Consider the following 13,954-nt stretch of genomic DNA (forward strand, 5'->3'; position numbering starts at 1 on the left):
CAGGTGTGATGCGTGCTCAGCCCGTGAGACCGAGTTCGCGTAGAGCGTCGGCCGGGTGGTTGCGGTAGTGGTCGTGTGCGGCGGCGTTGTTCTTCCATCCGGCGAGGTGGGCGAGGCTGATCGCCAGGCTGCGGAAGGTGGCGAGGGCTCGGGGCAGACTGCCGGTGCGGGCCCGACAGGCGTCCTCTCCGAAGGTCACGTCTCTGATGAAGTGCTGGGATTCGATGGCCCATTGGTCTCTCACGCAGCGGGCGAGGATGGCCGCGTCGGCGGTCTGGACAGGTGCGGTGGTGATGCCGAGTTCGGCGTCCGCGTGGGTCTTTCCGTCGCCCCGGCCGGTGGTGTACCGCTCCACCAGCAGGGCATGGGTGGCGTGCGGGAAGTTGACCTGGCCGTCTTCCAGTGCCTGGACGCGGACGATGCGGGTCTCGTGGCGGCCGCTGTTGGTCTCCTCGGTACGGACCATGCTGATCTGCGGGTTCGTGGTCTCGTCCCAGTCGAGCGCGTCGAGCCGGGCGAACAGGGCGGCGCGGTTCTCCTTGACCGGGAAGAGTCCGAAGGCGCCGCGTCGGTGCAGGTAGCGGGCGTGATCGGCCACCGTGTGCAGGGCGTCGGCGGTCACGATCGCCCCGGTGATGTCGGCGATCAGGTCGAGGGCGGCGGTGAAGTGCACGGTCTCGTGGGGCTTGTGGCGCATCTCGCGCTGGGCGAGCATCACGCCGGGATCGACCTGGTAGACGCCGAGCAGGTGAAGCTGCAGGCCGTCGGCGTCGCGGGCGCCGCGAACCGTCTTGCCGTCCGCGGCCAGCTGCAGCAGGGGCGGATCTCCCGCGATTCCGGCCAGCGGGTCGGCGGCGTGGGTCTGTACGAAGGTGCCGACGGCCGCATCGAGTGCGTCGGCGTCGATCCGGGCAAGGGTGCGGGTGAGCGTGGTGGCCACCGGCAACTGCGCCGGATCACCGTCGGGGACTTCGAGTGCGGCCAGGATGCCGGCGCCCTGACCGTTCGCCCAGCGGATCACACCGCGCACCGAGCGCGCCCCGCACAGCAGGGCGCAGGCCACCAGGCCGAGCAGCATCGGGAGGGGGTGCGTGACCAGGTGCACAGAACGCGGGTCGGGCACGGCGTCGACCGCCTCCAGGAGCGAGGGGAGTTTCGCGGGCGTGCACAACTCCCCGACCCCGACGCCGAGTTGATCGGCGAGTTGACGAGAGGTGGGCAGGGTCGGGCAGGATGGCATACGGGCGCGGCCTTCACGATCTTGCGAGTGGAATCACATGATCATGACGGGCCGCGCCCTTCGACGTTCCCCTGCCCCCGTCCAAGATCCGAGCACGCATCACGCCTGGAGCGCGCAGAGTGCATGCAGGTCATGTGGCCGGATAGATTCGGTAGTTCTGAGGTGATGCACTCTTCCTCATGGTCAGAAGTCAGATCGCATTCTCCGATGCCTGCCGCAAGATGGCCGGTGCGGAGCAAGCGGTTGAGCTCCATGTAGGAATCGGCCGTGGCCTCTAGCAATTCCCATGAAGGTAGTTCTTTGTCGATCCATCGCCGGTTGACGGTGATGGTGCCAAAGGGTGGCATTCCTCTTGAATGGAGGATGGCTTCAATGATTTCACTTATGGTCATCCGAGGCGGAAAATTCGCGACCACCTCTAGTCTGCTGTACCAATCTCCAATCCAGACCACCCGGCAAGAGCTGTGAAGCTCCAGATCGGATTCGTGAACGATCCGATTGCGTGACTTTTTTGCCCACCGCATAATGTCGCTCTTGGCGGCGCCTTCCGCAAACTGCGTGAACCACTCCTGAAACCCTGTAAGCGTCGCCTTGTATTTGAGAAGGAGTGACGTTACGCTCCGATGGGTCTGAAGGAACGAGTTCAATGCCAGACGGAATTCTTCAGGCCCGAAATAGGAATCTTGCAAACTGTGCCATTGGGCGTGGCAATCCAGGAGTCGCCTATGGGCATGAGGCATTGGGCACGGTGAGATGTTTTGCGACATGATGAAGCGGCTCCTTGGAAGTCACAAGCACACTCAGTCTGGCACGTCTACTACTGATCCCATAAGTGTTTTCGCCTTTGCCCGGCTTCTACTCGTCCTGGGTCAGGGGCGAGAGGTTTCCAGGGCTGCGATCATGGCCGACGAGGCCGTTCTGGAGGTCAGGCCAAGCGTGGGCGTCGCCGCAGATGTGAGGCCCTTCAGGCGCTGGACAGAGTGCATGGCCTTGCCGGACCCTCTCGGCGACCTCGAGGTGTCACATCTGCGTTGTTTGCCCAATATGGGACACGAAGGGTGGTGAGCCATGGCGGACGCGGCAAGCTCGCTGACCAGCGATGTGCAGGTGAGACGGCTTATCGTCGGTGACTCCGTGGAAGAGCTGACTGCCTTGCTTCATCGCTCCTACGCTGATCACGCGGAGGCCAGCCGAGTCTTCTTCGCCTCGTATCAGTCGGTGCAGGACACCGAGCGTCGAGTACGGAGGGGGGAGTGCTGGCTCGCTGCCCGAGGCGCGGAGCTTGTGGGGTCGGTGACAGTAAAGGCTCCGTACTCCCTACCTGAGGGGTATCCCGCTCCGGCGGGTGCGGGGTCGTTCTGGCAGCTGGCTGTGGCCCCGGAGTACCGCGGGACGGGGCTCGGGCAGCGCCTTCTGGCCTTGGCGGAGGAACGAATTGCCGTGCTCGGGTCGGCGCAGGTGGTGATCGACACGTCGGCCGAGGCGGTCGATCTGGTCGGCTGGTATCGCAGGCGCGGGTACGTGTCAGTCGGGTCCTGGCGGTGGAGCGTCACGAACTACGAGAGCGTGGTGCTCTTGAAAGAACTGGTGCCAGGCGGATACGGGCTGTGACACGGACTGCCGGTGCCGCCTGTGGTGGCACCGGCAGTCGCGGCTACTGGGCGAGGGCGCGGGCGGCGTCCTGGGCGGCGATCGTGAGGGCCTCGTCGAGGGCTTCGGTGCGGCGGCCGCCGGCGCTGGCGACGGGGCCCTTGCCTCCGGCTCCGCCGCCGACCGTACGTGCGGCCGGGATGAGGATGCGGCTGGCGTCGGTGCCGATGTCGTGGAGGCTGCGGGTGACCGCGGCGGCCAGGAGGGCCTTGCCCTGGTGCTCGGTGCCGAGGACGACGACGGCGTGGCCGGCGCCGAGGAGGCTGGCGGTGTGCTGGGCGAGCGTGCGGAGCTCGTTCGGGCCGAGGCCGGTCACCTTCTCGGCGACGACGCGACCACCGGCGACCGTGCGGGCGGAGGCGGCGAGCTGCTGGGCGCGGTCTTGCAGCTCGGCCTCGCGGAGGCGGCCGAGTTCCCGCTCGGCGGAGGCGAGGGCGTCGAGGCGCTTGCGGAGGGCGTCGGGGGCGTCTTGGGGGCGGGTGCCGAGGAGGGTGGAGAGTTCTTCGAGGAGGCGGCGTTCGGTGTCGTAGTAGTCGAGGGCGTCGCGGCCGGTGAGGGCTTCGATGCGGCGGAGGTTGGAGCCGATGGAGGCTTCGCCGAGGATGCGGACGGGGCCGGCGTTGGAGCCGTGGCCGATGTGGGTGCCTCCGCAGAGTTCGCGGGAGAAGTCGCCGATGTCGACGATGCGGACGTGGTCGCCGTACTTCTCGCCGAAGAGGGCGGTGGCTCCGGCGGCCTCGGCTTCGGCGCGTGAGGCGTGCCAGACGCGTAGCTCGGGGTCGGCGAGGAGGCTGTCGTTGACGAGGTTCTCGATGGCGGCGAGCTGGGTGCGGTCGACGGCGGAGAAGTGGGCGAAGTCGAAGCGGAGGCGGCCGGCGTCGACGAGGGAGCCGTGCTGGCGGGCGTGGTCGCCGAGTGTGCGGCGGAGCATGGCGTGCAGGACGTGGGTGGCGGAGTGGGAGCGGGCGACGGCCTCGCGACGGGCGCCGTCCACGAGGGCCTCGGCCTGCTCTCCGGTGCGGATCTCGCCTTCGGCGACGCGTACGGTGTGGACGTGGAAGCCTTCCAGGCCAGGCTTGGTGTCCAGGACTTCCAGGAGGGTTCCGTCGGCGGTGCGGATGGTGCCGGTGTCGCCTACCTGGCCGCCGGATTCGGCATAGAACGGGCTGCGGTCCAGGACCAGTTCGAGGGTGCTGCCCTGGTCGGCGCCGGGTACGACGGTGCCGTCGGAGATGAGGCCGAGGACGGTGGCTTCGGTGTCGAGGCGGTCGTAGCCGACGAAGTCGGTACGGCCGTGGCGGGCGGACAGCTCGCGGTAGGCGTCCTGGCGGCGCAGCGCCTGGGCGGTCTTGGCCTTTCCGCCGGCCTTGGCGCGTCGCTGCTGTTCGGTGAGCAGGTCGGCGAAGCGGTCTTCGTCGACGGTCAGGCCGGCGTCGCGGGCGGCTTCGACGGTCAGCTCGACGGGGAAGCCGAAGGTGTCGTGCAGCTCGAAGGCGGTCTCGCCGGTCAGGGTCGTGGACCGGTTCTCGCGGCTGCGGGTGATGGCGGCGTTCAGGAGCCGTGTGCCCTGGGCGAGGGTGCGGGTGAAGGACTCCTCTTCGGCGGTGACGACCTGCTCGATGAGGGCGGCCTGGGCGGTCAGCTCGGGCCAGACGCCGCCGAGGTTGGCGATGACGCTGGCGGTGGCCGGGGCGAGGACGGGCTGGTCGATGCCGAGGAGGCGGGCGTGGCGGATCGCGCGGCGCATCAGGCGGCGCAGGACGTAGCCGCGGCCGTCCTTGGCGGGCAGGACTCCGTCGGCGATCAGGTAGGCGATGGAGCGGGCGTGCTCCGTGACGACTTGGAAGGAGACCTTCTCCTCGCCGCTGCCGGGGTAGTCCCGGCCGGCGAGTTCCTGGACGGTCATGAGGGTGGGCCGCAGGAGGTCGGTGCCGCAGACGTTCTCGACGTCCTGGAGGATCGCGGCGAGGCGGTCGAGGCCGAGGCCGGTGTCGATGCTCTGCTGGGCGAGGTCGCCGAGGATCGGGAAGCCGCCCTTCTTGTCGCCCTCGCCGCGCTGGGACTGCATGAAGACGAGGTTCCAGATCTCCACGTACCGCTCGCCGTCGACGGCCGGTCCGCCCTCGCGGCCGAAGGCCGGCCCCCGGTCGTAATTGACCTCCGAGCACGGTCCGCAGGGTCCGGGGACGCCCATGGACCAGAAGTTGTCCTCCATGCCCAGGCGCTGGATGCGCTCGGCGGGGACGCCGATTTTCCGCCAGAGCTGCTCGGCCTCGTTGTCGTCCTGGTAGACGGTGATCCAGAGGCGGTCCTTCTCCAAGTTGTAGCCCTGGGTGAGGAGTTCCCAGGCGAAGGCGATGGCGTCGGCCTTGAAGTAGTCGCCGAAGGAGAAGTTGCCCATCATCTCGAAGAATGTGGCGTGCCGGTTGGTCCGGCCGACGTTGTCGATGTCGGAGGTGCGGGCGCACTTCTGGATGGTGGTGGCGCGGGGGAACTCCGGGGTGACCTCGCCCAGGAAGTACGGCTTGAACTGGTTCATGCCGGCGTTGGCGAGCAGCAGGGTCGGATCGGAGGGAATGAGCGGGCTGGACGGGACCTGGCGGTGGCCGCGCGAGGTGAAGAAGTCCAGGAAGGTGGAGCGGATCTGCGTCGAGCGCATGGTGGTGTGGCCCTCACGGAAGAGTCGTGGAGAGATGTGGGTCGATCACACGCCGAGCCGGGCCGAGAACAGGGACTGAGAGGTTCTCAGTTCTCCAGCTCGACGCAGATAGCTCGCGCCCCCACGGTGTAGACCATGACTCCAGATCCGTCGCTTGAGGTGGCGCAGCCGACACCGGACGCAACGGTCCGCTGCGACTGCGCCACCCAGCGTAGCGGGTCCGGAGTCAAGATCACTTGGATTTATGCGCCCCGCCGCCTGGCGCCTGTCAGGGACAGCAGCGTTCCGGCGAGGTCGTCGGTGTGGGGGAGTACGACGGCTGCGCCGGCCCGGGTGAGCGCCGCCGGGTCGGAGAAGCCCCAGCCGGAACCGATCGGCGTCACGCCGGCCGCGCGGGCCGCGTGCATGTCGGACGCCATGTCGCCGACGAACACGGCGTCGCCGGGTGACACGCCGAGCTTGTCGAGGGCGAGCAGGAGGCCGTCCGGCGCGGGCTTGGGTGCCGCATCCTCGTAGCAGACGACGACATCGACCAGGTTCAGGACGGCGGGTGGCAGAAGCCAGTCGACCCGCTGGCGGCTTCGCAGGGTCACGATGCCGGTGGCGACGTCGGCGGCGCGGAGCGCGGCGAGCGTGTCGGCCACGAACGGGAACACCTCGGCGCTGAGGGTCGCGGTGGCCGTCGCCGCGTCCCAGCTGTCCTGGTTGATCGCTCCTGCGTAGCCGAGTTCGGCGAGGATGTGCTCGCGCGGGGTGGTCGCGGCCCCGGCCGGAAGGTTGGCGACGGTGACGCGTCGGCCGAGGGCGGAGGTCGCGAAGCCCGCCAGGGTGGCGAGTTGGGCGTGGCGGCTGTCGACCAGGACGCCGTCGAGGTCGAACAGCACGGCCCGCTTCACGCGGGATCACCCCTCCGAGGCGATTCCGGCAGGTCGGCCTCGGTGAGCAGGGAGTGGAGGGTGATGTTGTGCTCGGTCAGCAGCGTTCTGCCGCCGAGCGGTCGCTCAAGGACGCACAGTGCGTCGCTGACCGGTGCACCGGCGATCCGCAGGATGCGGGCCATGGCGAGCAGTTGTCCGCCGGAGCGGACCACGTCGTCGACGAGAACCGTCCGTCGGCCGGTGAAGGGCGCGCCTTCGATCTGCCGTCGGGAGCCGTATCCCTTCGGGCGGCGGCGCACGAAGACGGCGGGCAGGCCGGTGGCGGCGGACAGGGCGACGACGAGGGGGACGCCGCCGAGTTCGATGCCGGCGAGGAGCTGGGCATTGCTGGGGACGAGGGTGGCCATGGCTGCGGCGGTGTCGCGCAGGAGCTCGGGGTCGGCGGCCAGACGGTACTCGTCGAAGTAGCTGTCGAGCCTCGCGCCGTCGGCGAGGTGGAAGGGGGCCGTGACGAGGGCGGTTTCGGCGAGCCGGACGGTGAGGTCGGGCAGCCGGGTGCTGGTGGTCATGCTCCTCCGTTCGGTGCCGTGTCGGACGTGTCGAGAGCGGCGAGGCGGTCGCGGAAGATGTCGGCGGACTCGGTGGTGCTGAGGAATCCGAGGGGCCGGGTGGGGGTCTCGTACAGCCACTTCTCCTCGCGCAGGAAGGCGAGCAGGCGCAGGGCGGTCGGCCCGGCGAGGAAGATCGGTACGGGCCGGATGGTGGTCGCGTAGTACATGGCGGCGGTCAGCTCGTGGAGGGTGCCGATGCCTCCGCCCATGGCGACGACGAGGTCGGCGTGGTCCAGGTAGTGGTTGAGCCGGGTGCCGAGGTCGGGCAGGTGGACGGACGTGGTGGCGTGCGGGTTGAACGGGCCCCACTCGTCGTGCTTGCTGATCAGGGTCACTGCGGTGACCAGGGCTCCTTCGGCGGCGGCCCCGCGCGCGGCGGCTTCCATGAGGCCGTTGTAGCCGCCGTGCAGGAGCTGGTATCCGGCTTGGGCCAGGGCCTGGCCGATTTCCTCGGCCAGCTTTTCCTCCTCGCCGGAGGCGGGGCGGACCCCGCCGAAGAAGACGGCGGTCAGGCCCTCGCGGGCCCGGTCGGAGGCCGGGCCTGCGAGGTGGAGCGCGTTCACATCAGCTCCAGGTAGGTGCGGTACGCGGCGATCGGGCTCTCCAGTCCGCTCAGCGCCTCGGGGCAGGCCCGTTCGACGAGGGAGAGCGTCCGTTCGACGGCCGCGTCGACGTCGGCGGCGAGGGGGATGGCCGGTCCGCTGATCGCCGCTTCCAGGTCGCTGAGGCAGGCCCGGCCGATCGGGGTGACGGCGATCTCCTCGCGCAGCTGGTACCAGCCCCAGAACCGCGAGGTGGGTGCCAGAGCCGTCTTGATCAGGTCCTTTGTCGCGGTGTGGAGGCGGTGCCACTCGGAGTAGGCGACGAACCGCTGGCCGCGCTTGATGCGCTTGTGCAGCAGCACGGCCAGCACCATGTGCTCGATGAGCAGCTCGGTGCACGTACGGGGCCGGGCGAGGAACTCGGCCGCGAACCGCTCGGCAGCCGCTGTTCCCTCGGCAGGGGCGATGGCCGGCTCGCGGTCGAGGAGTAACGCGGTGGCGACCGTCGCCCGAAGGTGTGGGATGCGCGAGGCGGGCGCGAGGTAGAGGTCGATCTGGTGCAGGTGTCCTTCGTCCGGGACGAGGAAGACCATGCCGACGCCGCCGAGGTCGGCGACGATCGTGTCGCGCCAGCCGGGCAGCAGGGCGCCGGCCTCGATGGACATCAGGTCGTCCAGGGCCTCGACGAACGAGGGAAGGTCGGCGTCCTGGACGCCGACGACGAAGTCGACGTCCGAGAGGCGGTCGGCGGTGCCGTGGGCCAGCGACCCACGCACCATCAGGTGCGTGACCGCCGGCGAGGTGGCCAGGATGTCGGCGAGCCGGGACAGCAGCGGGAGCTGGAACGGGCGGTTGGCGAAGGTGAGTTCCGCCAGGTGCAGGGTGGGCACGTGCGTCCTCCGATCGGATTTCAGCGTGTGGGCCGTGGCGGTCAGGCCGTGAGGGCGAGGAGGCGGCGCTTGGCCGACGTCCAGCGCGTGGCGGCCTCCTCGTCGCCGAGCGAGGTGTGCAGCTCGGCGATCAGGTCGTAGACCGCGCCCTCGGGCAAGGCGTAGGTGTAGAAGAGCCGCAGGAGCATCCGCTCGGCTGCGTCGGTGTAGCCGAGACCGGCCATGCCACGGGCGGCCTGAAGTCGTTCGGCGAGCACCGTCTGGTCGGCCGAGGCCAGCGGTTCGGCGGAGCCGGGGTTGAGCGTGGGCCGTCGGGCGAGGCGCCGGTAGGCGTCGTCGGCGTACACGTCGGCGATCAGGTGGATCCGGTCCGGCCCCAGCAGGTTGCACACCCCGTGGGCGTACGTCGGCGTCAGCCGCCAGACTCGCCCGCCGGTCATGTGCACCTTGGTGCCGCCGGTGACTAGGAACGCCGACGTGTTGGTGTGCAGGGGGATGTGCAGCCGGTGCCGCTCGACCTGGTCGAGCTCGTCGTAGTCGCGGTGCTCCCACAGGAAGGCGTTGGCCTCCAGCCGGGCGAGCCGCACCCACATGTAGTTCAGGCCGAGTTCGGTCAGCAGGGCGGCGGTGGCCGGCATCTGCGCCAGCAGGTCGGTCGGCCGGGCCTCGCAGTCGCCGATCGTCACGTCGGCTGCGTCACCAGAGGCGTTCATGAGCGAGGTCGTCCACCAGCCCCCGGACTGGTAGGCGCTGTACTCCTCCTTCCAAGGTGCCGGGGCCGTCAGGGCCTCGTGGCGCATCCGCTCCAGCTGAGCGGAGTCGACGGCGTCGAGCTGGGCGATCTGCCCGGCAAGGGCGGTCAGGGTGTCCATCAGTTCCCTCCCGTCGTCGGCCCGCTCATGAACGGGCCGACGGGCACGTGGTGCTGGATGGGGCGATCGGCCAGAGCCGCTGAGACAGCTCCCGATCTCACGCTCCGCCGCCGGAAGTACACGTACGGCGAAGTGGCGTTCAGCATGGGGGTGGGCGGTGAGGCATGGATACGACGTCGCCGCCGTCATGGCACCGCACTCCCGGGATGGCCGGCGACCCGGTCGATGTCGGTCGTGCGTCATGACCACCGTCATGGCCGCCGTCATCTCGGTCGGGGAGCCGCCGAACGGGTTTCCTGCCGATCCGACGCGGCTATCGTCGGGTGGAGACGAACGGGGACGGAGAGGATCTGCCGTGGCTGAAACTCCCACGCTCTTACGGGTCTTGACGCTCCGGCGGCACTGGCAGGTCTACGACACCTTCCGCCTCCGGTTCGAAGCAACGGCGAGCTCGATCGCCGAGCACGAGAACGATCCCCGGCTCCGGGGCCTGTCGGTCTCGAAGCGGCAGTTCGAGCGCTGGTACGGCGGCGCGGTGAAGACCCGCCCCTACCCCGACCAGTGCCGGGTACTGGAAGCGATGTTCGACGTCGGCGTCGATCTCCTTCTCGCTCCCGCGCCGCAGGCCGCATCACCGACCGCGCCCGCGGCCGATCCCCCGCTCGTCGTCCCGCCGCCACGGCCGGCCCCTGTCCTCCTCCCCACCGAGCAGGCAGCGGCACTGCCTGTCGGCGGCCCGTTCAGCAGCGAGCCCCGCTTCGACGCGGGCACAACGGAATTGGAAAGGCAGGTCGCGATGGCGGCTCGTCGTGCGCTTCGGTTCACCGCGATGGCGGAGGGCAGCAGCATCGGCCCGGAGACCCTGGGCCAGATCCATGACGAAGTGCGGCGGCTCACCGCCGCGTACCCGAGGCTGGCTCTGCCGACGCTGCTCGGCGACCTGGTCGAGGTGCAGGACCTCACCTTCCGGCTCCTGGAGCACGGCCGGGTCAAGCCCCTGCAGGCCCGCGAGCTGTACCTGCTCGCCGGGATCACCTCCGGCATGCTCGCCAAGGCCAGCCACGACCTGGGCAACCCGAGCGCCGCCATGATGCAGGCCCGCACCGCCTTCGTGTGCGCCGACAACGCCGACCACCACGCCATGCGCGCCTGGGTCCGCTCCCTGCAGTCGCTCATCTCCTACTGGGCCGGCCGCCCCGCCGAGGCCGCCGACTACGCCACCCTCGGCCAGAACGTCGCCGGCAATGTCCGTGGCACGACCGGCGTCTGGCTCGCCTGTCTCTCCGCCCGTGCCCACGCCCTGATCGGCGACGCCGACGCGACCCGCACCGCCATCCAGCAGGCCGAGGACGCCCGCGCGGCCGTCGAACCCGACGACCTCGACGCCTTCGGCGGCATCATGACCTTCCCCGTACCCCGGCAGCTGTACTACGTCGCCGAGGCCACCGTGCACCTCGGCGACGAACCCGCGCTCGGGGAGACCCGGTCGGAGGCCGCCGTCACCGCGTACCGAGACGCCGCCGAGGACGAGTGGGCCTTCGGCGACGAGGCCGGCGCACAGACCGACCTCGCCCTCGCCCGCATCGCCCGCGGCGAGATCGAGGGCGCCATCGAGGCCGTACGACCCGTGCTCGACCTCCCCATCGAGCAGCGGAACTTCGGCATCACGAGCAGCGCCCAGCGAGTCCACGCCGCGCTGCACGCCGACGGGCGCCGAAGCGGCGGCGTGGCGGCCGATCTGCGCGAGGAGATCGAAGCCTTCACCGCCACCCCGACCTCCGTCCTCGTCCGATGAACCCGCAGGTAGGCTCCGCGCCCATGACCCCAGTCCACCTGGCCGGCCCCCGGCTGGCCCTGCGTGAAGTCGAGCCTGAGGACACCGACGCCCTCCTGGCCATCTACGGCGATGCCGAGGCCACCCGGCACCTCAGCTTCGAGCCCCGCACCCCCGAACAGGTCCAGGCGATCGTCGATCGTTCCATCGCCTCCGCCACGGACATGCCCAGGACCGAGTACTGCCTCGCCATCACCCGACGCGGCGAGCACCAGCTGATCGGCTACGCGCGCTTGGCGACCGAACCGCAGCAGGCAGCCACTATCGGATTCGCCCTGCACCCGGCTGCGTGGGGCAAGGGTCTGGGGACGGAAACCGTCCACCTGCTGTGCGCGCTCGGCTTCCAGGCGCTTGGTCTCCACCGCATCTGGGCGGCCCGCTCACCTCTCAACGAAGTGTCCGCGCGAACCCTGCTGCGGGCGGGTATGACCGAGGACGGCCGGATTCGCGACCACGTGTTCGTCCGCGGAGCGTGGCGGGACTCGATCACGTACTCGATCTTGGAGCACGAGTGGATGCCGATCGAAGGCGTGGACACCGGGAGTCGGCCGTCCCCTGTCTCGCCTGACACGGACCGCGGACAGGAGAGGTGAGCCGGTGATCACCGAGGCGGGCTTACAGCACCATCTGGTGATCCCCGGCATCGCCGAATTCGCGCGCGGCGGCCTGCCCGACCCGCCGGCCACCGACGACGGCAACCACTGGGTCGACGGTCTCTGCTGGCTCTACTGCGGACAGCAGTCGACCCGCGTCCTGTGGATCGGACCGGCGAGCGTGGCCGGTGCACAGGCGCCGATGTACGCCTGCGGCCCGTGTATCCAGGAACTACAACAGCGGGTCTGGCGATCCCTCCTCCTCGACGACGAGCCTGCTCGGACGGCGTCACGTGTCGTTCCCGTTGAGGCGGCTTCGCCCGCCGGACGGAGGGGCGGCCGTCATCGACGGCCGTAGCAAGCTCCTACGTCGCCAGTAAACCGTCCGGCTATCGGCATGGCTGTGCCCCGGCCTGCGCGACCGGGGCACTCCACGATCTTCTGTTACCGACGGATGTGAACCGTCACGGTAAGGACCGTGCTGGCGACCGTGCCTCCGGCAAACACGGAGCCCCCGAGCCATGCGACTGCGGGGATCTGTTCTGTCTCGCCAAGAGCGACCATCAGGAGTACAGCAGTCATCGCCAGTAGGGCCACCAGCCCGGGAAACCACTGGCCAGCGCGCTCAAGGCGGGCTGCGACGCCGCTTGCTGTACTAACTGCGGTACGGTCGGTTGTTGCCGCTTCAGGATTCAAAATCCGTCCTTTCGACAGGGCTCGGATAGGACCTCCTGCGCGGTCCTGGGGAGCCCCCCAGCTGCACCGTGCCGCCAAGCTAGGGTGCAGCGCTGGGGCTCCCCGTCGCCGTGCGGGAGCTTTACGGGAACACGGAACGCTCCGATACCCCACCTCCGGCGCAAATCTCCACCAGTGGGCGGGAGTTCCCGATGCCGCATCCTCCCCCTACCGTCAGCGGGAACGCCAATCCGGCACCCTTTGGGGTCACACGAAAAGCGCCAATGCGCTGTTCTGGTGACTGGCTGGTTGCTCTACGGGACGTGGGCAAGTAGCTCTTCCGAGGGCGAGGGTCCTGCCACCGGACGTGTTGCAACTGCTCGACGGGGTGAAGGCGCGTGGTGCCTCGGGCTTTGTCGGCCAGTGCAGGGCTGACTGCCCTGGGCTGTGCTCCTCTACCTCCACAGCCGCCCTGTTCATATTGATCCGAAACGGTTTGGGTTCTGGGTCGTTGGTGGGGTGTGAGCGATCTGGTGGGGGACGCGCGGCATCTGTCGCCGTCGGCGCAGGAGGCCCTGCGGCTGCGGGCGGTGGCCGCGTTGGTGGCGGGCCGGGACCGTGAGGACGTGGCGGCGGTCTTCGGGGTGTCGCTGAAGGCGGTCGACGGGTGGTGGGCGAAGTGGCAGGCCGGCGGACGGGAGGCGCTGGTCATGCAGCCGCGGGGCAAGCCGGTCGGGGTGCACCAGGTCCTCGGGGAGGCCGAGCAGGCCGCAGTACGGCAGGCGGTCCTCGACCACCGGCCCTGCGACGTGGGGGTGAGTGGGCAGTTGTGGACGCGGCGGCTGGTGGGTGAGCTGATCGCGAAGCTGTACCGGGTGCGGCTGACCGAACCGGGGGTGGGCAAGTACCTGAAGCGGTGGGGGCTGTCCTTCCAGCGTCCGGACAAGCGGGCCGTCGAGCAGGACCCGGAGGCGGTGGCGCGCTGGCATCAGGAGACCTGGCCGAAGATCCGTGCGAAGGCGAAGGCCGAAGGCGGTGAGATCCTCTTCGCCGACCAGGTCGGCATCCGCTCGGATCAGGTCACCGGCCGCACCTGGGGCGAGAAGGGGAAGACGCCCGTGGTGCGGCGGAGCGGGAACCGGTTCTCGGTGAACGCGATGTCGGCGATCAGCACCAAGGGCCGGATGCACTTCATGGTCTTCACCGAGAGCTTCACCGCCGAGGTGATGTGCCGCTTCCTGGACCGGCTCGCCGGCCACTTCGACCACAAGGTCCACCTCGTGGTCGACGGGCACTCCGCCCACCGCTCCAAGAGGGTCCGCGACTGGCTCGCCGCCCACCCCGACGACGTCGAACTGCACTTCCTGCCGCCGTACTCGCCAGAGCTGAACCCCGACGAGCTGGTCAACGCCGACCTCAAGCACAGCCTGCCCCGGCAGCACCGAGCCCGTGACCAGGCCGAACTCGCCGCCGAGACCCGCCGCTTCTTCCGCCGACGCCAGCGTCAGCC

13 protein-coding genes are annotated in these 13,954 nt (G+C 69.5%); 5 read left to right on the top strand and 8 right to left on the bottom strand.

The features are described from left to right. Window positions 1-16: 16 nt before the first annotated feature. Window positions 17-1,240 carry an ISAs1 family transposase gene (locus FVS66_RS12210; RefSeq protein WP_149181103.1) on the bottom strand — a complete coding sequence of 408 codons (1,224 nt, stop codon included), beginning with the start codon at window positions 1,238-1,240 and terminating at the stop codon, window positions 17-19. Window positions 1,241-1,281: 41 nt separating this feature from the next. Further along, complete coding sequence (locus tag FVS66_RS12215; RefSeq protein WP_149181159.1) at window positions 1,282-2,007, bottom strand: hypothetical protein; 726 nt, start codon at window positions 2,005-2,007, stop codon at window positions 1,282-1,284. Window positions 2,008-2,308: 301 nt separating this feature from the next. On the opposite strand from FVS66_RS12215, the gene FVS66_RS12220 reads away from it, so the two are divergent. Continuing rightward, the gene (locus FVS66_RS12220; protein WP_149181161.1) at window positions 2,309-2,851 is read left to right on the top strand and encodes an N-acetyltransferase; all 543 of its coding nucleotides are present in this window, start codon (window positions 2,309-2,311) and stop codon (window positions 2,849-2,851) included. A 43-nt stretch (window positions 2,852-2,894) separates the two neighbouring features. Here FVS66_RS12220 and alaS read toward each other — a convergent pair whose 3' ends face one another. From alaS to FVS66_RS12250, 6 genes are all read right to left on the bottom strand, one after another. Continuing rightward, a complete protein-coding gene (gene alaS / locus FVS66_RS12225; RefSeq protein WP_149181163.1) occupies window positions 2,895-5,549 on the bottom strand; it encodes an alanine--tRNA ligase in 2,655 nt (884 codons plus the stop codon). A gap of 242 nt (window positions 5,550-5,791) precedes the next feature. Beyond that, on the bottom strand, window positions 5,792-6,445 hold the full coding sequence (locus FVS66_RS12230) for an HAD family hydrolase (RefSeq protein WP_262386951.1): 654 nt from the start codon (window positions 6,443-6,445) through the stop codon (window positions 5,792-5,794). Beyond that, a complete protein-coding gene (locus FVS66_RS12235; RefSeq protein WP_149181165.1) occupies window positions 6,442-6,996 on the bottom strand; it encodes a phosphoribosyltransferase family protein in 555 nt (184 codons plus the stop codon). Before FVS66_RS12235 ends, FVS66_RS12230 begins: the two co-directional genes overlap by 4 nt. After that, window positions 6,993-7,601, bottom strand: coding sequence for an LOG family protein (locus FVS66_RS12240; RefSeq protein WP_187645494.1), 609 nt, complete (start codon window positions 7,599-7,601; stop codon window positions 6,993-6,995). Before FVS66_RS12240 ends, FVS66_RS12235 begins: the two co-directional genes overlap by 4 nt. Next, entirely contained in the window at window positions 7,598-8,470 is an 873-nt protein-coding gene (locus FVS66_RS12245; RefSeq protein WP_149181167.1) for a hypothetical protein, read from the bottom strand. The genes FVS66_RS12240 and FVS66_RS12245 overlap by 4 nt, the downstream gene beginning before the upstream one ends. Before the next feature lie 41 nt (window positions 8,471-8,511). Then, the gene (locus FVS66_RS12250; RefSeq protein ID WP_149181168.1) at window positions 8,512-9,342 is read right to left on the bottom strand and encodes an aspartyl/asparaginyl beta-hydroxylase domain-containing protein; all 831 of its coding nucleotides are present in this window, start codon (window positions 9,340-9,342) and stop codon (window positions 8,512-8,514) included. A 355-nt stretch (window positions 9,343-9,697) separates the two neighbouring features. Here FVS66_RS12250 and FVS66_RS12255 point away from each other — a divergent pair, with 355 nt between their 5' ends. The 4 genes from FVS66_RS12255 to FVS66_RS12270 form a co-directional block, all read left to right on the top strand. Continuing rightward, window positions 9,698-11,137, top strand: a complete 1,440-nt coding sequence (locus tag FVS66_RS12255; RefSeq protein ID WP_222946924.1) for a hypothetical protein — start codon at window positions 9,698-9,700, stop codon at window positions 11,135-11,137. Between the two features lie 23 nt (window positions 11,138-11,160). Beyond that, a complete protein-coding gene (locus FVS66_RS12260; RefSeq protein ID WP_262386952.1) occupies window positions 11,161-11,769 on the top strand; it encodes a GNAT family N-acetyltransferase in 609 nt (202 codons plus the stop codon). A gap of 4 nt (window positions 11,770-11,773) precedes the next feature. Then, entirely contained in the window at window positions 11,774-12,127 is a 354-nt protein-coding gene (locus tag FVS66_RS12265; protein WP_149181171.1) for a hypothetical protein, read from the top strand. Window positions 12,128-13,025: 898 nt separating this feature from the next. Then, a partial coding sequence (locus FVS66_RS12270) for an IS630 family transposase (RefSeq protein WP_149181179.1) occupies window positions 13,026-13,954 on the top strand: 929 nt, incomplete at its 3' end.

This window comes from Streptomyces sp. TRM49041 (genome assembly GCF_008271805.1).
GTDB lineage: Bacteria > Actinomycetota > Actinomycetes > Streptomycetales > Streptomycetaceae > Streptomyces.

Bases quoted from the DNA above. Each gene is read 5' to 3' on its own strand.
- FVS66_RS12250 (WP_149181168.1), bottom strand. From the start codon at position 9,342: ATGGACACCCTGACCGCCCTTGCCGGGCAGATCGCCCAGCTCGACGCC.
- FVS66_RS12235 (WP_149181165.1), bottom strand. From the start codon at position 6,996: ATGACCACCAGCACCCGGCTGCCCGACCTCACCGTCCGGCTCGCCGAA.
- FVS66_RS12220 (WP_149181161.1), top strand. From the start codon at position 2,309: ATGGCGGACGCGGCAAGCTCGCTGACCAGCGATGTGCAGGTGAGACGG.
- FVS66_RS12210 (WP_149181103.1), bottom strand. From the start codon at position 1,240: ATGCCATCCTGCCCGACCCTGCCCACCTCTCGTCAACTCGCCGATCAA.
- FVS66_RS12215 (WP_149181159.1), bottom strand. From the start codon at position 2,007: ATGTCGCAAAACATCTCACCGTGCCCAATGCCTCATGCCCATAGGCGA.
- FVS66_RS12260 (WP_262386952.1), top strand. From the start codon at position 11,161: ATGACCCCAGTCCACCTGGCCGGCCCCCGGCTGGCCCTGCGTGAAGTC.
- alaS (WP_149181163.1), bottom strand. From the start codon at position 5,549: ATGCGCTCGACGCAGATCCGCTCCACCTTCCTGGACTTCTTCACCTCG.